22 protein-coding genes are annotated in these 22,345 nt (G+C 39.7%); 9 read left to right on the top strand and 13 right to left on the bottom strand.

What is annotated here, in order from left to right:
* Positions 1–14 precede the first annotated feature (14 nt).
* Positions 15–467 carry an Lrp/AsnC family transcriptional regulator gene (locus tag R8N23_RS03195; protein WP_318170117.1) on the bottom strand — a complete coding sequence of 151 codons (453 nt, stop codon included), beginning with the start codon at positions 465–467 and terminating at the stop codon, positions 15–17.
* A gap of 172 nt (positions 468–639) precedes the next feature.
* Here R8N23_RS03195 and R8N23_RS03200 point away from each other — a divergent pair, with 172 nt between their 5' ends.
* From R8N23_RS03200 to R8N23_RS03215, 4 genes are all read left to right on the top strand, one after another.
* Positions 640–1,587 (top strand): NAD-dependent epimerase/dehydratase family protein, encoded by a 948-nt coding sequence (locus R8N23_RS03200; RefSeq protein WP_318170118.1) that lies wholly within the window; start codon positions 640–642, stop codon positions 1,585–1,587.
* 37 nt (positions 1,588–1,624) lie between these two features.
* A complete protein-coding gene (locus tag R8N23_RS03205; protein ID WP_318170119.1) occupies positions 1,625–2,008 on the top strand; it encodes an HYC_CC_PP family protein in 384 nt (127 codons plus the stop codon).
* 90 nt (positions 2,009–2,098) lie between these two features.
* Positions 2,099–2,458: a cation transporter gene (locus R8N23_RS03210; RefSeq protein ID WP_318170120.1), complete on the top strand. Its 360-nt coding sequence runs from the start codon at positions 2,099–2,101 to the stop codon at positions 2,456–2,458.
* A gap of 5 nt (positions 2,459–2,463) precedes the next feature.
* Entirely contained in the window at positions 2,464–4,707 is a 2,244-nt protein-coding gene (locus R8N23_RS03215) for a TonB-dependent receptor (protein ID WP_318170121.1), read from the top strand.
* Positions 4,708–4,773: 66 nt separating this feature from the next.
* Here the strand turns inward: R8N23_RS03215 and R8N23_RS03220 are convergent, their stop codons facing one another.
* Both R8N23_RS03220 and R8N23_RS03225 read right to left on the bottom strand, forming a co-directional pair.
* A complete protein-coding gene (locus tag R8N23_RS03220; RefSeq protein WP_318170122.1) occupies positions 4,774–5,457 on the bottom strand; it encodes a response regulator transcription factor in 684 nt (227 codons plus the stop codon).
* Complete coding sequence (locus R8N23_RS03225; protein ID WP_318170123.1) at positions 5,454–6,713, bottom strand: HAMP domain-containing sensor histidine kinase; 1,260 nt, start codon at positions 6,711–6,713, stop codon at positions 5,454–5,456. Before R8N23_RS03225 ends, R8N23_RS03220 begins: the two co-directional genes overlap by 4 nt.
* Positions 6,714–6,874: 161 nt before the next feature.
* Between R8N23_RS03225 and R8N23_RS03230 the strand changes: the two genes are divergently transcribed.
* A complete protein-coding gene (locus R8N23_RS03230; protein ID WP_318170124.1) occupies positions 6,875–7,264 on the top strand; it encodes a DUF1573 domain-containing protein in 390 nt (129 codons plus the stop codon).
* A 59-nt stretch (positions 7,265–7,323) separates the two neighbouring features.
* Here R8N23_RS03230 and R8N23_RS03235 read toward each other — a convergent pair whose 3' ends face one another.
* The 5 genes from R8N23_RS03235 to R8N23_RS03255 form a co-directional block, all read right to left on the bottom strand.
* A complete protein-coding gene (locus R8N23_RS03235) occupies positions 7,324–8,028 on the bottom strand; it encodes a hypothetical protein (protein WP_318170126.1) in 705 nt (234 codons plus the stop codon).
* A gap of 99 nt (positions 8,029–8,127) precedes the next feature.
* On the bottom strand, positions 8,128–8,910 hold the full coding sequence (map, locus tag R8N23_RS03240; protein ID WP_318170127.1) for a type I methionyl aminopeptidase: 783 nt from the start codon (positions 8,908–8,910) through the stop codon (positions 8,128–8,130).
* Positions 8,911–9,010: 100 nt separating this feature from the next.
* Positions 9,011–9,628, bottom strand: a complete 618-nt coding sequence (locus R8N23_RS03245; protein ID WP_318170128.1) for an Ezrin/radixin/moesin family protein — start codon at positions 9,626–9,628, stop codon at positions 9,011–9,013.
* A gap of 109 nt (positions 9,629–9,737) precedes the next feature.
* Positions 9,738–11,141, bottom strand: coding sequence for a class II fumarate hydratase (gene fumC, locus R8N23_RS03250; protein WP_318170129.1), 1,404 nt, complete (start codon positions 11,139–11,141; stop codon positions 9,738–9,740).
* Between the two features lie 63 nt (positions 11,142–11,204).
* Complete coding sequence (locus tag R8N23_RS03255; RefSeq protein ID WP_318170130.1) at positions 11,205–11,735, bottom strand: RNA methyltransferase; 531 nt, start codon at positions 11,733–11,735, stop codon at positions 11,205–11,207.
* Between the two features lie 118 nt (positions 11,736–11,853).
* Here R8N23_RS03255 and mutS point away from each other — a divergent pair, with 118 nt between their 5' ends.
* Complete coding sequence (gene mutS, locus R8N23_RS03260) at positions 11,854–14,460, top strand: DNA mismatch repair protein MutS (protein ID WP_318170131.1); 2,607 nt, start codon at positions 11,854–11,856, stop codon at positions 14,458–14,460.
* Positions 14,461–14,462: 2 nt separating this feature from the next.
* Here mutS and R8N23_RS03265 read toward each other — a convergent pair whose 3' ends face one another.
* The 4 genes from R8N23_RS03265 to R8N23_RS03280 all read right to left on the bottom strand — a co-directional run bounded on the left by R8N23_RS03265 (position 14,463) and on the right by R8N23_RS03280 (position 17,252).
* Positions 14,463–14,849, bottom strand: a complete 387-nt coding sequence (locus tag R8N23_RS03265; protein WP_318170132.1) for an energy transducer TonB — start codon at positions 14,847–14,849, stop codon at positions 14,463–14,465.
* 74 nt (positions 14,850–14,923) lie between these two features.
* Positions 14,924–15,703 carry a LytTR family DNA-binding domain-containing protein gene (locus R8N23_RS03270; protein ID WP_318170133.1) on the bottom strand — a complete coding sequence of 260 codons (780 nt, stop codon included), beginning with the start codon at positions 15,701–15,703 and terminating at the stop codon, positions 14,924–14,926.
* Entirely contained in the window at positions 15,684–16,784 is a 1,101-nt protein-coding gene (locus R8N23_RS03275; RefSeq protein WP_318170134.1) for a histidine kinase, read from the bottom strand. The genes R8N23_RS03270 and R8N23_RS03275 overlap by 20 nt, the downstream gene beginning before the upstream one ends.
* Positions 16,785–16,913: 129 nt before the next feature.
* Positions 16,914–17,252: a T9SS type A sorting domain-containing protein gene (locus R8N23_RS03280; protein WP_318170135.1), complete on the bottom strand. Its 339-nt coding sequence runs from the start codon at positions 17,250–17,252 to the stop codon at positions 16,914–16,916.
* 438 nt (positions 17,253–17,690) lie between these two features.
* Between R8N23_RS03280 and R8N23_RS03285 the strand changes: the two genes are divergently transcribed.
* Positions 17,691–19,691 carry an OmpA family protein gene (locus R8N23_RS03285; protein WP_318170136.1) on the top strand — a complete coding sequence of 667 codons (2,001 nt, stop codon included), beginning with the start codon at positions 17,691–17,693 and terminating at the stop codon, positions 19,689–19,691.
* Between the two features lie 58 nt (positions 19,692–19,749).
* On the opposite strand, the gene R8N23_RS03290 is transcribed toward R8N23_RS03285, so the two are convergent.
* Positions 19,750–20,094, bottom strand: coding sequence for a T9SS type A sorting domain-containing protein (locus tag R8N23_RS03290; protein WP_318170137.1), 345 nt, complete (start codon positions 20,092–20,094; stop codon positions 19,750–19,752).
* A 268-nt stretch (positions 20,095–20,362) separates the two neighbouring features.
* Here R8N23_RS03290 and R8N23_RS03295 point away from each other — a divergent pair, with 268 nt between their 5' ends.
* Positions 20,363–21,406: a sensor histidine kinase gene (locus R8N23_RS03295; protein WP_318170138.1), complete on the top strand. Its 1,044-nt coding sequence runs from the start codon at positions 20,363–20,365 to the stop codon at positions 21,404–21,406.
* 1 nt (position 21,407) lies between these two features.
* Positions 21,408–22,169: a LytTR family DNA-binding domain-containing protein gene (locus R8N23_RS03300; RefSeq protein WP_318170139.1), complete on the top strand. Its 762-nt coding sequence runs from the start codon at positions 21,408–21,410 to the stop codon at positions 22,167–22,169.
* The last annotated feature ends 176 nt before the right edge of the window (positions 22,170–22,345 follow it).

Here is a 22,345-nt window from a genome sequence, read left to right on the forward strand (position 1 = left end):
ACTAATCTAAAAAATTAGATGTAAAACTCAGACGTATGTTTGATCTCCTTCAAAACGAATGTAGTATTGAGTACGCCAATGTTTTCGATCTTCGAAAGTTTGTATCGCACAAACTCATGGTAGTCTTCCAAACTTTTCACATTGATTTTTAGGATGAAATCCACCTGTCCTGCCATGTGGTAGCATTCTTGAACTTCTTCCAAATCCTGGATCTGCTTCTCGAAATTGTCGATAAAGGCAGCATTGTGATACTGCATGGATACCTGGCAAAGTCCGGTGACGGATCGGCCGATGAGCTCTTTGTCCAAAATGGCCGCATAGCGTTTGATGTACCCTTCCTTTTCCAACCTACGTATTCTTTCATAGACCGGTGAAATGGTAAGGTTGAGTTGAGTGGCTATTTCTTTGGCAGTTACTTTAGCATCCTTTTGCAGGGTTCTCAATATGGTCTTATCTATTTCGTCCATTGCTCCGTAATTTTTGCTTTTTATTCCTGTTTAATTAGACTGTAAAAGTAATAATTATGGACAATAATTTATATGGCAGCTATTATTATGGTGCATCTTACAATTAAAAAGGATAAGTACTAAAATTGCTTTAAATATGAATGTTGAACATTAACCCAAAAATTTAACAATCATGGCACGTTCCTTAATCATTGGTGCAGGCGGACAGCTCGGTACTGTGCTGACCCAGGCTTTAAGAAATATATATGGTAATGACCAAGTAGTGCGATCGGATATGCGCATGTTGGACAATATCACCGGACCATTTGAAGTGATAGACGCCACAGATGCTAGTCGCATAGAAGATGTCGTGAAGCAATATCAAATTGAGGAAATCTATCACCTGGCCGCAATTCTTTCTGCTAATGGCGAAAAGAACCCACTCGGCACCTGGGAGATCAACATGAAGACTTTGTTTAATGTGTTGGAAGTTTCCAGATTGAATGGTGTAAAGAAAGTTTTTTATCCGAGTTCAATAGCTGTTTTCGGCAGCGAAGTAGATCAGACCAACACACCACAGGCCTCCTTTCTCAACCCGTCTACTGTATATGGTATTAGCAAAGCCGCTGGTGAAAATTGGGCACAGTATTATTTTCAGCGATATGGTCTGGATGTTCGTTCTTTGAGATATCCTGGTGTGATTGGGTACCAGTCGCTGCCTGGTGGAGGTACTACTGATTATGCCGTTGATATTTATCACAAGGCGATAGAAGGAGAGAATTTTTCTTGTTTCCTAGAGGAAAACACCACGCTGCCTATGATTTACATGGACGATGCGATTCGCGCCACCATCGAATTGATGCAAGCGCCTAAAGAAAGTATTAAAACAAGGACGTCGTATAACCTGGCTGGCATGAGCTTTTCTCCAGCAGAGATTGCTGCGTCTATTCAGGAATTATATCCTGACTTTAAGATCACCTATGAGCCGGACTTCAGACAACAAATAGCAGCAAGCTGGCCACAAAGCATAGACGATTCAAGAGCCAGAGAAGATTGGGGATGGCAACCAGCCTATGATCTGAAATCCATGACGGCTGACATGATCAAGAACTTAAAATTGCAATATTCTACTGCTGAGTAAATCCTTCTCTTTAGTTTTGCGTAAGCAAGAATAACTTATGCGTAAAGCTACGGCGGTCATATTATCACTTTTTTATTTGCTTATTGCGGCAGATGCGTCTGTGGCTATTCACAAATGTATGGGCTCGATCGAATCTATCGATTTGGTTCAGACGGCTGAAGTTTGCTGCTGTGGTGATATGAACATCGACAGCTGCTGTGAAAACGAAACAGTAGATCTACCACAGGATCAGGAAGAAAAGGTCGTAAGCCACTACTCGTTTTCATTTGAGAACAATTTTTTCCAAGTCATTAATGTTCCCTCTTTATTGATTCAGGAAAGAAATAATCCAGATCAATTAGTTTTTGGGTTTACGGATGTAGACCCGCCCTCCCATATTCCAGCGTACGTCAAGTACTGCTCATTTACCTTCTACGGTTAATTTTTGATTCAAATGTTATCGCCCAACTGATTCAGGTCATCATCCTGTCTGTTAGGCAAATTTCTATTTTCAATCAAAAAATTAACAACAATGAAAACTTATAAGAACTTAATATATATCCTGTTTTTGGTCGCTCTTCCTGTTTTGGCGAAGGCCCAAAAATCAGACAAATCCATAGCCACTTGTGAATTTACGGTGCAAGGCGTATGTGAAATGTGCAAAGAAAGAATCGAAGAAGCTGCACTCATCAAAGGGGTAAAAATGGCAGAATGGGATAATTCTACTGGTGTATTCAAAGCGGTCTATCGTGAGGATAAAGTCACCGAAAAGGAAATCCACGAAGCCATTGCCATGGCAGGTCATGCCACGGAACAGGTGCCTGCAGATTCAGAAGCTTATGATCGATTGCCAAAATGTTGCGCCTACAACGACGGCATAGACAAACACTAAGTATCATGATGCGAAGTATATTATTGATAGCGGTGGTCTTAGGATCATTTGCTTCAGTCTTGGCGCAAGCCAATGATTCCACCGTGTCTGGACAAGTATACGAGTTGGACGAGGCGGGAAAACGTGTGCCGTTGGTAGGTGCCAATGTCTATTGGCTAGGAACCAGCAAAGGTGCTCCATCTGATGCCAATGGCCAGTTTAGTTTGGATCTTATTAGCGGAAAAGATCAGTTGGTGGTGAGCTACATCGGTTATCAAAGTGACACGCTCGCAGCATCGAGTCAGCAAAATCTTGACATTCAATTGTTGCCAGATGTGACACTGGATGAAGTGGAGGTAGAATACCGTCAGAAGACCGTTCAGATCGATTATTTGAATCCATTGAAATCAGAGCATATTAGTGAAAAAGAGCTGATGAAAGCGGCTTGTTGTAATCTGAGCGAAAGCTTTGAGACCAATCCAAGCGTGGATGTATCGTTTACAGACGCTGTGACTGGTACTCGCCAAATCCAGATGCTGGGCTTGGCTGGGCCATACACACAGATTACCAAGGAAAACATGCCCGATGTTCGTGGACTGTCGGCCATCTATGGCATGGTGTACATTCCAGGCACTTGGATAGAAAGCATCCAGCTCAATAAAGGCGCCGGTTCGGTAGTCAACGGGTTTGAAAGTGTGGCCGGGCAGATCAATGTGGAGTTGAGGAAACCGGAGGATACGGATAAGCTATATGCTAATCTCTATGCCAACGAAGGCGGCCGGTTCGAGGCCAATTTGAACTGGAGCCAAATGGTAGGTGAAAACTGGTCGACAGCCGTACTGCTTCATACTAAAGCCAATGCGATTGAGAGAGATCGAAACAAAGATGGGTTTTTGGACAATCCACTGAGTCAGCATTTTATCGGTCTCAATCGCTGGAAGTATATTGGTGTGAATGGTTTTATGGCGCAATTTGGTATCAAAGCTACCTACCTTGATAATCTTGGAGGGCAGGTTGGGTTTGACCAAGATACGGATCGTGGTACCACCAACGCTTGGGGCATGAACCTAGTAACCAATAGATATGAGGGCTGGGCTAAATTGGGCAAAGTCTATATCGATCAGCCCTGGAAATCTGTTGGTCTGCAGCTATCTGGTGTGTATCATGATCAGGATTCTTATTTTGGGTTGAATGTATATGATGCCAATCAGCAGAATCTTTATGGTAATTTGATTTACCAAAGCATGATTGGAAATACAGATCACCAGTTCAAGACGGGCGCCAGTATTCAATATGATAAATATGACGAGGTCTTAAATGCCAATGATTATGGCAGAACTGAAATTGTACCAGGGGCCTATTTTGAGTATAGCTATTCTTTGCTGGACAAATTCAATACGATGGCAGGGATCAGAGTAGATCATCATAATTTATATGGTGCGTTTGTTACGCCCAGGATACATTTGCGATATGCGTTGACAGATCAAACCGTGCTGCGAGCATCTATGGGACGTGGTCAGCGCACGGCTAGTATCATCGCTGAAAATATTGGGTTATTGGCTTCTTCAAGAGCGCTGATCGTGCAGGGTGATGGGAGCGACAAGCCCTATGGACTGGATGCAGAAGTAGCGTGGAACTATGGTATCAATTTGACTCAGGAGTTTAGACTGGATTATCGTGATGGCAGTTTTAGTGTAGAATACTATCGAACCAATTTCGAAAATCAGATCGTGGTGGATTTAGATCAAAACCCACAGCAGGTGTCTTTTTATAATCTGAATGGCCAATCATATTCAAACAGCTTTCAAACGCAGGTGGATTATGAAATCTTGAAGTTTGTAGATATGAGAATTGGCTACCGGTGGTTCGACGTCAATACCACGTATGGAGATACTAATTTGCAGAAACCTTTGGTGTCTGCCCATCGGGCGTTTCTCAATTTAGGTTATGAAACTCGATCGGATTGGAAGTTTGATTATACATTCAACTGGCAGGGAGAGAAGCGAATTCCATATACAGGCAGCAATCCATTGGAGTATCAGCTACCGCAGAAATCCCCAGATTTCTACCTAATGAATGTGCAGGTGACGAAGAGCTGGAGTGAAAGATTTGAGGTGTATGTCGGTGTGGAGAATGTGTTGAATTATACCCAAGACAATCCCATCCTTGCTAGCGAAGATCCTTTTGGAAATTATTTTGATAGCTCGCTGGTTTGGGGCCCTATATTTGGGAGGAACACTTATGCCGGCTTGAGATATAGAATAAAATAACATAGAAGTTGGGAGTCCGAAGACGGAAGTTTTGACTTCGGTCTTCGGACTTCATCCTTCCGACCCTCATTCTTTCACCACCAGTTTGAATCCGACGCCATGGTAGTTTTCGATGTCTACATTTTCGTCTGCTTTGAGGTATTTCCTGAGTTTTGAAATAAATACATCCAAACTTCTGCCTTTGAAGTAGTCGTCATCGCCCCATAGGGCAATCAGTAATTCTTCTCGTTTCACCAAAGTATCCATACGATCTGATAGGAACTGCAATATTTCTGCTTCGCGCCGAGTAAGCTTTTGAATTTGCCCGTTTATGGAAAGCGAAAAACTGTTGGTGTCAAAAGAAAACTGACCCAATTGCCGAACTGTCGATTCTTTTGCTGGAACCCCACCTCTGCGCAAGAATACTTCTATTCGATAAACCAATTCTTCCATTGAGAAGGGTTTGGTCATATAATCGTCACCACCAATTTTAAAACCTTCCAACTTGTCTTCCTGCATGCCCTTAGCCGTCAGGAAGATGATGGGTGTTACTTTACTGCGTTGCCTGATTTTTTCAGCTAACGAAAAGCCGTCCATTTTTGGAAGCATCACATCCAAAATGCAAAGATCAAACGTTTTTGAATCATAATCTTTTAGCCCTGCTTCACCATCTTTACTGAGTGAAACGTGATAGCCTTTGTTCTTCAAACTATCTTGAATTACAAACCCTAAACTTTCGTCATCTTCAACGAGTAGTATGTTTTTTTTCATGATAGTGGCAAGTCTAGGGTGAATGTGGTTCCAGCGTCTGAGCTTTCTAGTGAAATTTTTCCACCGTGCGCCTCTACAATCATTTTCACATAGTACAAGCCCAGACCAAAACCTTTAACATTGTGAACATTGCCTGTCGGCACGCGATAGAATTTTTTGAATATCAATTCCTGTTCTTTTTTGTCGATACCCTTTCCATTGTCTTGAACAATTATAGAGACTGTATGCTCTTTAGATATCGTGGAGATACTTATGTTCGGGATGTTCTCATTGTATTTGTTAGCATTGTCGAGGAGGTTGTAAATGATATTGGTGAGGTGGACTTTGTCTGCTGAAATCATGGCTTCTGAAGCCTTTTTAGAAAAGGTAATTTGCCCACCATGGGTTAAATTCAATTGAGCACTCTGAATAGACTGCTCAATCAATTCGTTTAAATCAAATTCTTGTTTGGTCAAAGTAATGGATTCCTTTTCTACCGTAGCCATTTGTAGCACTCTATCCACCTGATTTTGCAATCTTGTGGCTTCTTTTTTTATTATTTGTGCGTATTGAGATAGCCTTTCTGGTTGACTCGTTATCTCTTCTGATTGCAATACTTCAGAAGAAAGTGCAATCGTAGATATGGGAGTCTTGAATTCGTGCGTCATGTTGTTGATGAAGTCCTTCTGTATTTCAGACAATTTCTTTTGTCTGAATATGGCCATGAGTGTGTAGCCGAAAAAAACCACCACAATCAATAGCACTATTGAGGAAAACCCCCAAATCCACATTTCCCCGGCAAGGGTCGAAGTTTTGTTGGGGAAATAGACACCGAAATAATACGCGTCTTTGTTCAGTTGGGGAAATGTTGAAGAGGCGGGTGCGGAATGCGAATTTTCTTTCAAGTTGATGTATCGTCCATATACCATTTCGCGATTGGTGCAGTCGAATACGCCGTACTCAAAGTCTTCTGCAATCTCTCTTTTCTGAAATTCGCTTTTTAATATGGTTTCCAAAAGCTCTGGAGCAATTTTATTATTAAGGTTGACAATGAAGTAATTAGAAGATAGCTGCTCTATGGGATCAGGCAATATTTCATTTTGATTGATTTCGCACAAGGTGCTTGTCACATTGAGCAGCGCTAGGTTCACGTTGTGTTCGAACTGCTTATTGCTCAAGTCAAATGCTTTACCCACCCAAAAAATCTGAATAAACAAAATACCACCAATGGATATGGCGGCTAAAAACACCACTAGTCTGAAAGTTTTTCTATTCATGGCTATTTACTTACCCAAAGGACTTTATTCTAAAATAAAAATAGCTGAATTGAATAGACTTTAACATTACATTAACAATTGATAGGAATCTATTAACACAGCTTCTGATCTTACTATTTCACCTTTGGAGGGTAATTATTTTAAACTTAAACAATAATACTATGAAAAAGTACCTTGCAATTTTGACGTTGGTAGTAGCTGCCCTTTCATTCAATTTCACAACAATTGAAAGTAATAGTGTAGAGGCCGTGATGTCTTGGAATTTGACCGCGTATGACTTTGGTCAGATTGAGCTTAACAAGCCGGTAACGGGCGAATTTGAATTTCAGAATACGGGCAGCAAGCCTTTGTATATTTTATCTGCTCAAGGTTCGTGTGGGTGTACGGTTGCCGAATACACTAGAGGTGAAATCCTACCTGGTGAGTTTGGTAAAGTAAAGGCCACATATAATGCCGCTAAAGTTGGCGTATTTAGCAAAACCGTAACTGTAAATGCGAGTACTGGTGAAGGGCCAATTATTTTGAAAATCAAAGGTGAAGTGGTACAATAAAATCAAAAAAGGCTCTGAATGAAAATTCAGAGCCTTTTTCTTTGACTATAGAAAAGATATTAATCGTTTTCAATAGTCTCTGTCTCTTTGTTTCCGCAATAGGTACACTTGTACTTTTGAGTGGTGTACTTGCCTTCGTCTTCTTCGCTTTCCAGTCTCAAAGTTCTGAATTTACAGCTTGGACATAGCTTGTTAGGATTACCCACATATTTTTCAATGACGGTGACTTTGGTATCTTCATCCAACCAAACGTCATAATCAAAGTGATTCAGTTCTTCTTCGTGAATCATTTCTTTAGTCAAGTATGCATCTTCCTCTTCCTCGTTGAGTAACCTCATTGGTTTTCCACTTGGCGCTTTTCTCTCTTTAAATCGAATTTTTGCCAACTTATCTTCAAGAATAGATGGGTAATAGATTCTTAGGTAAGAATTAATCGCTGATCCAACCAAAAAGGCAAAGCCAAGAGGTAAAATTAACTTCATCCCCAAAGCTATTGAGTTTGTTAGATCCCTATCCTTAATTAAGATAGCTGAGATAAAAATGGCACCAGCTGCTACAAGACCTAAAGAAGCAGTCCAAAGTACATTGATCTCATTCTTAGCTCGGAAACGGTATTTGGTAGATCGGCCAGATATTACCTGTATCACGCCGTAATAAAATAGATAACCAATTAATGATCCGCTAACGAGTATAATTGCTATAAATTCAGCGAGATATTGAGCATAGTGCAACATCTCTACTAAAGACGCATCGGGTTGATTCATAATATTCTTTTAAAAGTATAAATATTCACATTTTAAAGATAAGAAAAAAAATAGGACTTGGACTCAACTATTAAAAAATATGAGAATTGAATACAAAAGCTAGGCATTTACCTTTGCCAATTCTTCTTCTATATAGTCAAATGTGGATAATATCTCTGCTTTGCCGTCAATAAAGGCCACATCATGTTCAAAATGTGCAGACGGCAGTTTATCTGCTGTAATTATGGTCCAGCCATCAGACAACTGCTTTACGTTTTTCGTTCCCATATTGATCATGGGTTCTATCGCGATGACCAGGCCATCTCTAAATAAGGGGCCTCTTCCTCGTTTTCCAAAGTTGGGCACTTCTGGAGACTCGTGCATTTCACGCCCTAGCCCGTGTCCTACGAGCTCACGAACTACTCCGTAGCCGTTATTTTCGGCATGCTGCTGGATGGCGTAGCTCAAGTCACCCATGCGATTACCTTTTTTGACTTGTGCAATTCCCAGATCAAGACATTCCTTTGTGACTTGCAGTAGTTTTTTAGTTTTAGGGTCTACTTCTCCGACTTCAAATGTGTAGGCATGATCTCCATAGAAACCGTTCATTTTAGCGCCAATATCAACACCTACAACATCACCTTCTTCAAGTGGCCTGTTAGTAGGAATGCCATGCACCACCTGTTCATTTACAGAAGTAATAATGGTATTAGGGTAATCGTATAGACCTAAAAAACCGGGTTCAGCTCCTTGATCTCGAATGAATTCTTCAGCCCAAGCGTCAAGCTGTAATGGCGTAATTCCTGGTTGAATCTTTGAGGCCATTAGGCCAAGGGTTTTAGATACGACTAATGCACTTTGCCGTATCAGTTCTATTTCTTCCCTGGTTTTATACTTGATCATGTATATTTTAAAATATTGGAGTGCAAAAATATAGGAATTAAATAAAAAACCCGCCCCGATTGCTATCGGGACGGGTTTCAATTTTCTTTTTGTGTTTTATTTAGATTACTCCTTCTAACACGTCTTTGATTGGCACTCTTTTACCATCCTTGAAAGCTACAATCCATGCATCTTTCACTCCCATTTCTCTCAAATATTTTTTGAAAGTATCGGCTTCCCAGTAATCTTTGAACATCCCGATAGTGTACTTCATCACGCCATCTTTTTCATCCAACTGGAATGACGGGTTGCCTTGTGAAAATTTAGATAGATCCTTCTTTTTGAATGCTCCAATTTGAACTTTAAATAGAACGCCTTTGGTGCTTACAGCAGTTTGAGCTCCTGATGAGGCCTCACTTTCAGTACCTGTGCTCTCTTTAGCTTTCTTTTTGGCATCGGCCAATTCTCTTCTCAAGCTAGAAACCTGATCTTGGTAGTCAGCGATTTGATCGTCTTTTTCTTTGATGCGATCATCCACGCCTGCCACTTCTTTTTTCAAGCTGCTCAACTGACCTTTCAGAGACTTATTCTCCTCCAAAAGTGCTTTGTATTGCTCTGGGCTAAGTGCTTTAATTCTTTTTTTCCATTCTTTCGTTTCTTGTTTCGACATCTGAGCATCCGCTGTCTGGGCGAATCCCACAAACATCAAAAGGGAAAAAATTGCTAGTATATTCTTCATGGTTTTATGATTTAATCCTACTTATAATGACTAATGTACAAAAAAATTAATCTAAATATAGGCCAATTTAGTCAATAATTGTACTTTTTCAAGTTTTTGAAATATTTGATTATTTTTTCAAGCTACCTACCATATTAGCAGGAACTACCCATTCGTCAAACTGTTCATTTGTTAATAATTCCAATTCGAGCGCAGCTTCGCGAAGTGTTTTGCCTTCTTTATGTGCTTTTTTGGCTATTTTGGCGGCATTTTCATAGCCTATGTGCGTATTTAGAGCGGTCACGAGCATGAGTGACTTTTCAAGTTTTTCTTCAATCACCGGGTGATTTGGCTCGATACCCACAGCGCAATTGTCATTGAAGGACTCACAGGCATCACCAATCAATCTTGCAGAATTTAGCAAATTATAGATCATCATTGGCTTGAATACATTCAGCTCAAAATGACCTGTCATTCCTCCTGCTGAGATGGCAACATCATTGCCGATGACTTGCGCACAAACCATAGTTAGTGCTTCACACTGAGTAGGATTCACTTTTCCAGGCATAATAGATGAGCCAGGTTCGTTTTCCGGAATAGTAATTTCCCCAATGCCACTTCTTGGTCCTGAAGATAGCATTCTGATATCGTTACCTATTTTCATTAGGCTTACAGCCAACTGTTTCAATGCTCCGCTAGATTCTACAATCGCATCGTGTGCTGCCAAAGCTTCGAATTTATTCTCCGCTGTAACTAATGGTAGGCCAGCATGACCTGCAATTTTCTTAGCTACCAATTCCGCATATCCTTCTGGTGTATTTAGACCGGTACCCACAGCTGTGCCTCCTAATGCCAATTCTGAAAGGTGAGGAAGTGTGTTTTTCAGTGCTTTCAACCCAAAATTTAACTGAGCCACATAGCCAGAAAATTCATGACCTAAAGTCAATGGTGTAGCATCCATGAAGTGAGTTCTTCCGATTTTCACTACATCCTTGAAAGCCTGTACTTTTTTGGCCAAAGTATCTCTTAGTTTCTCAACTTTAGGAATAGTAGTTTCTACCAACATTTTGTAGCCGGCGATGTGCATGGCTGTCGGGAAGGTATCGTTGGATGACTGTGATTTATTCACATCGTCGTTCGGGTGAATGGCTTTTTTGTCATCAGTTAATGAACCTCCATTGATCACATGAGCACGGTTGGCAATTACCTCATTTGAGTTCATGTTAGACTGGGTGCCAGATCCTGTTTGCCAGACCACTAATGGAAATTGATCATCGAGCTGACCTGCGAGTATTTCATCACATACCTTTCCTATGAGATCAGATTTGCTTTTATCCATCACACCGAGCTCGGTGTTAGTCTCAGCGGCAGATTTTTTTAAGATGGCAAATGCACGGATAATTTCCATTGGCATTTTCATATGTTCGCCGCCTATTTTAAAGTTCATCAACGAACGTTGGGTTTGTGCTCCCCAATATTTTTCAGCAGGGACTTTCACTTCCCCCATGGTATCTTTTTCGATTCTATATTCCATAATGTATGATTTGCAATACTTAAAACAAAGATAGTACGCTTTGTCAGTCTTTAATAGATTTCTTTAGCTAGTAATTTTGGAAATGTAGTGCCAGAGCACAACACCGATGGTCACAGATATGTTTAGCGAATGTTTGGTGCCATATTGTGGTATTTCCAGACATTGATCAGACGCAGAAACCACTTCCTGCTCTACACCAAAAACCTCATTGCCGAAAATAAAGGCATACTTGCCTTCCTTGTTTGGGTGAAATTCATTGAGCATCAAACTCCCTTCCGCTTGCTCCACAGCCAGCACTTCCCATTGGTCCGCTTTCAACTTTCCAATAACATCCAACGTGTTGTTTATATGTTCCCACTCAACAGTTTCAGTAGCGCCTAGCGCGGTTTTGTTAATATCGCGATGTGGCGGTTGACCGGTAATGCCGCACAGATATATTTTTTTAATATTAAAGGCATCTGAAGTTCTGAATGCTGAACCTACATTGTTTAAGCTACGGATATTGTCGAGTATGAGAATGACATCATTTTTCTTCACGTCTTTATATTCTTCAATCGAGTGACGGTTCAATTCTTCATTCTTTAGTTTTCGCATAAACGAGTGGCCTTTTGTTCTTTAGGATGCAAATAAAAATGATTCGTAGAATTTCTGCTTGGTGAAGTGTCAATACTTTCCCCGACTTATTAAATTCGTGGTTTGATCCGAAAGAAAAATGGCTACCACAAAGAAAGAAACTCCCTTAATGAAACAATACAATGCCATCAAGGCTAAGCATCCTGATGCTTTGTTGTTGTTTAGAGTGGGAGACTTTTATGAAACGTTCGGAGAAGACGCTGTAAAGGCCAGCAGAATTTTGGACATTGTATTGACCAAAAGAGCGAATGGGTCAGCATCACATATTGAGCTAGCGGGTTTTCCTCATCATTCGTTGGACACTTATTTGCCTAAATTAGTAAGAGCGGGTAATCGAGTAGCAATTTGCGATCAGCTCGAAGATCCTAAGTCTGTCAAAGGCATTGTGAAAAGGGGAGTGACAGAATTGGTGACTCCGGGTCTGACACTAAATGACAATGTACTCGATCAAAAGAAAAACAACTACCTGGCATCTATTGCTTTTGGTAAAGATTTGCATGGTATTGCCTTTTTGGATTTGAGTACTGGAGAGTTTATGGTTTCTGCTGGAGACTTGTCTTATATCGACAAAGTCATTCAAGGTTTCAATCCTTCAGAAGTTATTTATTGCAAAAAGAATAAGGAGCAGTTTACTAAACAGTTTGGTGAAGATTTCAACACCTTTTGTCTGGAAGAGTGGATCTATGGTTTTGACTTTGGCTATGAAAAGTTGAATGCTCATTTCAATACCAAAAACTTAAAAGGCTTTGGTATCGAAGGTTCCAAAGAAGGAATTTGTGCAGCTGGGGCTATTCTTTTTTATCTCGAAGAAACCGAGCACAAAGAGATCAGTCACATTTCCTCTGTTTCCAGAATAGACACAGATAAATATGTATGGTTAGATAAATTCACCATTCGCAATCTTGAATTGGTGTATGCGCAACAAGCCGATGGTGTACCATTATTACATGTAATGGATGATACTTGTACACCTATGGGGGCTCGTCTGCTCAAGAAATGGATGGTGCTCCCATTGAAGGAAAAGGCAGAGATAGAGGCTCGTCATAATGTGGTAGAAGCCTTGATTGGAGATAGCGAAACTACTGATCAAATACTCTCTCATCTGCAGCAAATAGGTGATGTGGAGCGACTAGTGTCAAAAGTAGCTGCGTTGAGAATAAACCCTAGAGAGTTACTACACCTTAAAAAGGCACTGAAAAATATTGCGCCTATCAAGCAAATACTGGATGCCACTTCGGATGAGTATTTAAAGAAATTTGGAGACAAGCTCAATCCATGTGCGCAGTTGATTGAAAAAATTGATCTCAATCTAAAAGAAGAACTACCTCTGAATGCTACGCAAGGAAATATTATCCAAGACGGCATTGACACTGAGCTGGATGAATTGAGAAAGATTGCCTTTTCAGGGAAAGACTACTTACTTCAAATTCAAGAAAGAGAGAAAGAGCGCACCGGAATTTCGTCATTGAAGATTGCATACAATAAGGTATTCGGATATTACTTGGAAGTTTCTAATGCGCACAAAGACAAAGTGCCGGAAGAGTGGATCAGAAAGCAGACTTTGGTCAACGCCGAGCGATACATTACCGAAGAGCTCAAAACATATGAAGAGAAAATATTAAATGCTGAAGAAAAGCTAAGCAGTATAGAGCTAAGACTCTTCAATGACCTGGTGGCTTTTACTTCGGATTATGTTGCCGAAATACAAAACAATGCCCGCAACATTGCACAGATCGATTGTTTGGTTTCTTTTGCCAAGGTGGCTGTCAAGCAAAACTATTGTAGACCATCAGTGAATGACGAAAAAGCTATTGATATCAAAGAAGGTCGCCATCCGGTGATTGAGACTCAATTGCCTGCAGGGGAAGAATACATCTCCAATTCGGTTTTTCTTGATGACATCTCACAGCAGATTATGATTATTACAGGGCCAAATATGGCGGGTAAATCGGCTTTGCTACGTCAGACTGCTTTGATTGTATTGATGGCGCAAATGGGCTCATATGTACCTGCTACTTATGCTAAGATTGGCATTATCGACAAGGTATTTACAAGGGTAGGTGCGTCGGACAATCTGTCGAAAGGCGAATCTACTTTCATGGTAGAAATGACCGAAACTGCCAGTATATTGAACAATCTGAGTGAAAACAGTTTGGTATTGATGGATGAAATTGGCCGGGGTACAAGTACCTACGACGGCGTATCTATTGCGTGGTCGATTGTCGAGCATCTGCATAACCATCCTAAGTGTCATGCTAAAACTATGTTTGCTACCCACTATCATGAACTCAATCAAATTGCAGAGGACTTTCCCCGAGTTAAGAACTTTAATGTTTCCGTTAAGGAATTGGACAACCGTGTCATTTTTATGCGGAAGCTAAAAGAAGGGGGAAGTCAACACAGTTTTGGTATCCATGTGGCACAAATGGCTGGCATGCCTAATGAAGTGGTTATTCGTTCTAACGAAATCCTCCAACATCTAGAAAAGGACAAAATTAAAGAGCAGCATGACGAGAAGATTGAGTCCTTACCAAAAAACAATTTCCAGCTAAGTATGTTTGAGAGTGACCCTCATTTTGAGGAGGTACTTGGACTTTTGAATAAGCTCGATGTAAACACCATTTCTCCAGTAGAGGCACTACTCAAGCTGAATGAGATTAAAAATATTTTGAAAGGGAAGGGTTAAACTTATCTAGGCAATCTAAAGTTCAATGGCAGAGCCATTTTCACTCTGACTTCTTTTCCGTCTATTTTACCGGGCGTCCATTTGACAGAATTAGAAATTAAGCGAAGCGCTTCTTTGTCGCAATCCCCATTTAAACTCTTAAGAATTTTTGCTCCTGAGACGCTTCCGTCTTTTTCAATGACATATTCTACAAATACGTGGCCTTCTACACCAGCTGTTTTTGCAGCATCTGGATATTGCATCTCAGATTGTATGTATTTGAAAAAAGCCGACATTCCACCAGGGTAGGTCGGTTGCTCATCAGCTAGAGAATATATCTTATCTTCCTCTTGTGCGTAGGCCTGAGTGAAGGATAAACTTAGAATGAAGGCAAGTGCGACTAATTTCATGTCAGTTAATTTTTTTCGTGAGGTAAAATTAATACGAAACAATCACTTTACATTCTGCGATGATTATTTGAATGTTATCTTTCAAGCCAATTTAAAAACTCAGGAACTCTCACCCTGCTGATCAATATTTGGTCTTTAGGTTCTGGTTCCAGAATTACCTCCAACCTACTATTGAAATATTTGTTCACCATTTTCACAGAATGGATATTGGTAATAAACTTCCTTGACAGTCGGAAAAACTCATTAGGGTCTAGGAGTTCCACTAGTTCGTCCAACTTGTAATCAATAATGAATCTGGCGTTTTCTTTGGCCACAAGATAGGTATAGTCATTTTCAGAATAGAAATAGGCAATGTCATCTACAGACACATGCCTCAGTCGATCACCTGTTTTAATGATAAAACGCTTCTTATATTCTACTGCCTCCATGCTCATGTTGAGCAACTTTTCTACTTGAACAGAACTGAGAGCCGGTGATTTTTGAGCCGAAAACTGATTTTTAATCGCACTGTACTTGTCTATGGCTGCTTTAAGGTCTTTTTCGTCAATAGGTTTTAATAAATAATCGACACTATTGACTTTGAAGGCCTGGATCGCATAATTTTCAAACGCCGTAGTGAAAATGACCGGACACGTAATGTGCTTTTGGTTGAATATTTCAAAACTTAAACCGTCTGAAAGCTGGATATCCATAAATACCAAGTCTGGCTCATCATTGGCGTCAAACCATTCAACAGCATCTTCTACAGACTCGAGGCAATCCATTACCTCTATTTTATAGTCTTCGATTCGCTCTAGAAACCTTTTCAGTTCTTCCTGAGCAAACTTCTCATCTTCAATAATTAACACCTTCATAATCCGGATTCAGCAATGGAATTTTAACTGTAAAAAATTCTTCCGTTTGTTCAATAACCACCTTCTTGTCAGTCACGATATCATAGTGACTGCAAATATTATCCAATCCAATTTTAGATGAATAACCTTTCGAGGATTTTAGCCTAAGTGAATTTTTAATGACTACTTGATCATCCTCCAAGGAGATCCATAAGGATAATGGGTATTTTTCAGATACTACATTATGTTTGATCGCATTTTCTATCAACAACTGCAACATCAGAGGCGGCAATTGGTGCAAGTTTTTGTCTTCAGATATATTGAATTGGAGGTTGAGCTTGTCTCCAAAGCGTAATCGCATGAGGTCAATATAAGAAGATGTGGCCTTGAGCTCTTCTTCTAAAGTTACCAGGCCCTTATTTCTATGTTCAAGCACATTCCTATAAACACTAGCCAGTTGTCTTATAAAATGGTACGCGGTTTCTTGATCAGAGTAGACTAAGGAGGATAGTGTGTTGAGACTATTGAATAAGAAATGCGGATTTACTTGTGTTTTGAGCATTTCATGACGGAATTCCAAGCTGGATTTTTTGAATCTTTCGAGCTCAACCATAGATCGTCTCCATCTATTCAAAAAATAGAGGCCCATTTCAATAGCCACCACGATTACGGTAATGGAAAAAGTAGTCGTAATCACCACCACATCATCAAACATGGGGCGTACGATTGGCTTGCCCAGGAGATGATCAAATAGAAATTTCAAGCCAGTTACGGCCAAAACCACAAACAAACTGTTGGTAACGAGTTGGGCAAAAAATCTGTTTGAGATATTTTCTACCCAAGGCATATACCTTTCGAGCCCTCTATTGACCCAGCGGACACCTTCTAGTATAATGAAGGCGATGACAATAGCAATTAGATACTCTTGCCATTCAAAGCGCAATCCATATTCTTCGTAAAATAGACTGTAGATAAAATCTACAAAAAACTGAGTGCCAATACCCATAATAAGAATACTGAGCCAGCGCCAATAGTTGAATTTGCTATTTGAATATGTACCAGGAATTTTCAATGCTTTGTTTGCCAATAATAGTTGATCCATGAAAGGTAATAAAAAAAGGATCCTGGTGGCCAGACCAGGATCCTCAGCATGATACAAAAACAAAACTACTTAACGATTAATTTTTTTTAGCCGGTTATGCTGACCAAACCAGCGGATCAATTTGAAGTGTTACTTCTTCTCGATTTTTCTTATAATGGTGTAATCTTCGTTGGATACTTTGTAGGAATACATTCCAGAAGGAAGCGCCGATACATCAAATCTTTTCAAGATGGTCAAATCTTTTTTTACGGTTTCGCTGTGAAGGGTTTCTCCTTTTTGGTCTATGATAGCGATTTGCACTTTGCTGTCAGCAGGATTTTCTAACTGTAGGTATACCATGTCATTGGTATGAGAGAAGATGTTGACTTTTACTTCTGTTCTTTCTTCTTTTCCTGCTTTGTCCACGTGAGCCAAAGCTGCAGTAGTAAGAGCGAAGATTGCGATTACTGTTAATTTTAAAGCTTTCATAAGTGTATATATTTCGTTGTGAACAATTATTACATGGCAAGGATAGAGGTCAATCTGCATTCTCAAAAGCTGAAATCGGTGAGCTTTAATTTTTTGAAGGTGAATTTTAAATTCTAATAGTTGAATTAAATGACCCAATTAGTCCAGTTTTTTATTGGCTGCAATTGAGAATGACTAAACCTGACAAATGGCAGAAAAATGCGTGAATAGCTTGTAATGGACTTTATTTGAATGTGATTTTCTTTAAAAAGAAAATGTTCGGTCGGGTATTCTACCAAATTTAAATGTTGAGTATTTAATGATGAAAAAATTATTTGGTACAATTAATTCTTAAAATAAAACAATTTTTTAAGTCGATTTAATGCGTAAGAGTTTTAGGATTCGCTGAATGAAGTTAAATTAGCCGATTAATCGATACATCTATCCCTCATTACTGCAATGAAACAGCTCGCTCAGCTATTACTTCTCTTATTTTTTTTGACATCTACATTGGGCATTAGTGCCCAAAATCCTGAAGATCCGGCGTCCGGTCACAAGGCGTATAAAAAAGGTGTTCGGCTTTTTAAAAATGGAAATTATGTCAAAGCCGAGGAACAGTTTCAAATGTTATTGGATTCGGGCTACAGGGATCATGACCTGATTGCTTATCAGGCGCAAGTGCATTTGGAGTTGCACGAGCCACACGCGGCTAAAGATGTGCTGTTGCTGGCTAAAGACAGAACCCAAGACCTCGATTATTTATTAGCTATCTCGCATTATTATTTAGAGGAATTTGAAGAAGCGTTTGTTGAGCTGTCGTTTGTCACTGATACGGCTACCTACCATGTAAAAGAAATGCACGATAGGATAGAGAATGTGATGCATCACTATCATGACGCACAGGGTTATGTGGTGCAGAATTTTGGTCCAGAGGTAAACACAAAATTCAGAGAGTATGCACCCGTTATGTATGATGGGTTTAGTGAATTACTTTTTACTAGTCGAAATGACTCTAGTGAGTATACTGCACATGATGGGCTGGCCTTCGAAGCTATTCATGACACCAGAATTGATAGTTTGAATAAATGGCATGTGGCGGATCCTTTCGAATTTCACACCAATCATGAACAAAGACATGATGCAACTGTGCAGGTTTATAGAAATCATACGAAGCTGATTACTTTTCATGACGGGCAATTATTTAAATCTCATAGGGTCGGCAACGTATGGGAAGAAGATGGACCGCTCGAGCTACATGCTGACGAAGTAGCTACAGACACTCATTGTCACATCACAGATGATGAGAGCAGTATCATCTTCGCTTCAGATTTTCATACCTATGGACATAATCTGGATTTGTTTACGGCCTACAAATTGGAAGACGGTACTTGGAGCGAGCCTGAACCAATTGCAGAATTGAATACTGATTTTGATGAAGACTCACCATTCTTAGCAGATGATAGTACTTTGTACTTCAGTTCGAGAGGGCATGGATCTTTGGGAGGCTACGATGTGTTCAAAACGACCTATGACAAAACAAAAAAGAAATGGAATAAGCCAATCAACTTGGACTATCCAATCAATACGGTAGCGGAGGACATCTATTTCTCCACCTATGGAAAGGTTGGTTTTATAAGCTCGACAAGAAACGGAGGCTATGGCTCATTGGATTTGTATAGGATTTTGTTGTTCAATGAAATTCTAATTGGGGGAACCATCACGGACGAAAAGACTAAAGAGCCTGTACCAAACGCAGCGGTTGAAATTGCCTATGACTCATTGTATTTCCGTACTTACACGGATAAAAATGGTAAATATGAAATATACGCTCCAGTAAATAAGAATATGAAAATTACGGTGGTTGATGGTGACAGACAATTGTCTCAGGGTGAGTATTTTCTGGATGTATTTTTTAGGGAAGAAGACAACTTAGGTTTCGACCTGGAAATCCCAAGTGAAGGTGCTGTGGCATCAGCTGCAGCCGGTCCTCAGCTCATTCATGTCGAAATGAAGAATGATTTTGAAGAAAAGCCATACATAAAATCCATAGCTAAGGATGAAATATCCAGCTGGTCTGACAGTTTAAAAAATCACTATGAGAAGGTTAGAATTGCACATGCACCTCCAGGTCCTGGTACTGTTACCGTCTATCTTGAATTTAATAGTACTGAGTTAAGTTCTTCTGTAAAAGAAGTTTTGGATGAGCTTTATAAAGACTTGCTAAAAACTGGACGATATAGGGTGGAAATCAGCGGACATACAGACCCAAAAGGTCCTATGGCTTATAATCAGAAGCTGTCAGAGCGAAGAGCGAAAGTAGTAGCCGACTATATGTTTGAGCATGGCTTTGATGCCAAAAAAGCTAAGGTGGTGGGATATGGAGAAACGAAGCTTATTGACAAAACCAACTCCGAGGAGGCAGATGCAAAAAACAGACGAGTAGAAATAAGATATTATTAACAAAAAACCCGTCCAATGGACGGGTTTTTTGTATTGATAACTCGCTCCTTGCTAAAACCTATTCCTTTTCAATTTTCTTTTTTAGTGTATAATAATCACTGGAAACTTTATAGTAGTAGGCTCCAGCAGGAAGCTTAGAAATATCGAACCTCTTTAAAATCTTAGTCTCGTCTTTTACAGACTCGAAGTGCAGTACATTGCCCTGTAGGTCAGAGATTTCTATATAAGCTTTTCCTTTACCAGCTTTTTCCAGCTGTACATAGATCATATCATTTTTGGATGAAAAAATCTGTGCTTTGATTTGAGCACTCTTTTCTTTTTCGGCTTTGTCCACATTGGCCAAAGCTACATTTGCAACTGTCGTGAATGCCACGACCACTAATAATTTTAAACTAGCTTTCATAGAAGTATCGTTTAGTTGTGAACAATTAATTACATGGCAAGAATAACGGGCTTTCTCAGGTGGGGAAAGCGAAAACTGGTGAGCTTCAATATTTATCAGGTGAATTTTATTGCGATTCAGTTGAAATGAGAGCCTCTTTTTAGACGAAAACTAAAAGCCTGAGAATTGTATTCTTCTGGTCTGCTATAGCGCAGATTCATTCCTATTATATTCAGGTTCACTCCCTTTTATTACTGATATATTCTAAAATCAAACATCTTTACAGTTGATGAAATTCAATTTTAGAATCATACTATACTTTGGATTTGCAGGCATACTGGCCTCTGCATTCATGTCCACGCTGCGATTCGTGCAAAATGATTTTGAAGGAGACATAATCAACATTTGTGGAAATTTCTTTCTTAACGCCATCCAAGGTTATGTTTTGGTCGTTATCGTTGCGAGCGTCGTGCTCTTAGTTTTGTCATGGATCAACAAAGTTTTTCCCTGGAATAAAAATGCTTATGTGCGATTTGCTGCCGATTTGTTAATTACCCCAGTGGTGGCAGTGGTGGTGATGATACCGCTTTCGATTTTTACTTTTTATGTAGGTATGGACTATGATCATGCTACATTGAGAGAACATAACATTACTAATTTGGTCATGGCAATTGTGATGGATATGATCATGGTGGGGATATATGAAGGGTACTATTTTTTCAATCTGTGGAAAAGCTCTTTGATAAGAAATGAACAGTTGGAGAAGGAAAATATGACGGCTCACTACGAAGCATTAAAAAATCAGATCAATCCTCATTTCCTATTCAACAGTTTAAATACCGTTTCTGCATTGATTCATGAAGACCCGAATAGAGCGGAAGAGTTTATAGATGAGTTTGCGAAAATTTATCGCTTTCTGTTGGAACATCAAGATAAAAACCTGCATTTGCTAGAGGATGAATTGACATTTGTCCGTTCTTTTTTGTCACTTCAAAAGATCAGGTTTGGTAAAAGCCTACAATCTTCAATAGAAGTGGAGGAGCATAAACTAAAATATTTGATTCCTACGCTTTCCTTACAATTGCTTGTTGAAAACGCAATCAAGCATAATCGAGTCACTCAAGAACAACCTTTGCATATTACCATAACAGATGAAGAGCATATGATCGTTGTAAAAAATTCTTTGCAGCTTAGATCCGAAAGCTTAAAATCCACTGGAATTGGCTTGAATAATCTAAATGCGCGTTACAAAATGCTCGCAAGTCTAAAGCCCGTTTTTCTACAGACACAAGGTGAGTATGTGGCAAAACTTCCATTGATAAAAGAGGAATAGCATGACTCAGGTAGTAATAGTTGAAGATGAGCCGCTGGCAGCTCAAAAGCTTAGTAGGCAGCTGAAAAATATTGACCCTGACATTGAAATTTTAGCTACACTAGATTCTGTGGCTAAGGCCGTAGACTTTTTGTCCTCACGTACAGTCGACCTTATTTTTCTTGATATCCATCTTGGAGATGATTTGAGCTTCAGCATTTTTGAAAAGCTACAGGTAAAGGTGCCAGTCATATTTACAACTGCGTACGATCAATATGCGATTAAGGCATTTAAGGTAAACAGTATTGATTATTTGCTAAAGCCTGTAAATAAGACGGACCTCAAACAGGCGTTGGAAAAGTTTTATGAGCAAAGGCCAGGTCAGCAAGCACCGATAAATTATCAGTCACTAATAAATAGTCTGCAATCCGGTTCATCTGAGTCTTATCAAAGTCGATTTTTGGTATACAAAGGAGACAAGGTGAAAAGTATTGAAGTCGAAACCGTGGCTTATTTTTTCGCGGAAGGAAAGCATGTCTATCTAGTTGATAAAGGAGGGCAGCAATACTTGCTCGATTATACTTTGGATAAGTTGAAGGAATGCTTAGATCCTCAGTACTTTTTTAGAATCAACCGTCAGTTCATCATACACATTCAGGCTATTGAGGAAATGACAGCCTATACAAAGGGACGAATAAAAATTGACCTAAATCCTGCAGCCAAGAAGGAGGCGATTGTAAGTATCGAGCGAGCTTCGACTTTTAAGACTTGGCTAAACAAATAAAATTCATCACTTCATATCCGGTTTCACTCCCATAATTTCCGGGTTCGTCTACCATGAGTTTGTAGACATGAAAGAGTTGATTCTCTTAGTGTTGTAAAAACAATAAAGATGGATCAAAAACAAAAACTCACAATAAAACCGAAATCAAAAGGGAAGCATAATTCAAGCCCGAAACA

The organism is Reichenbachiella sp., from assembly GCF_033344935.1.
Classification (GTDB): domain Bacteria; phylum Bacteroidota; class Bacteroidia; order Cytophagales; family Cyclobacteriaceae; genus Reichenbachiella.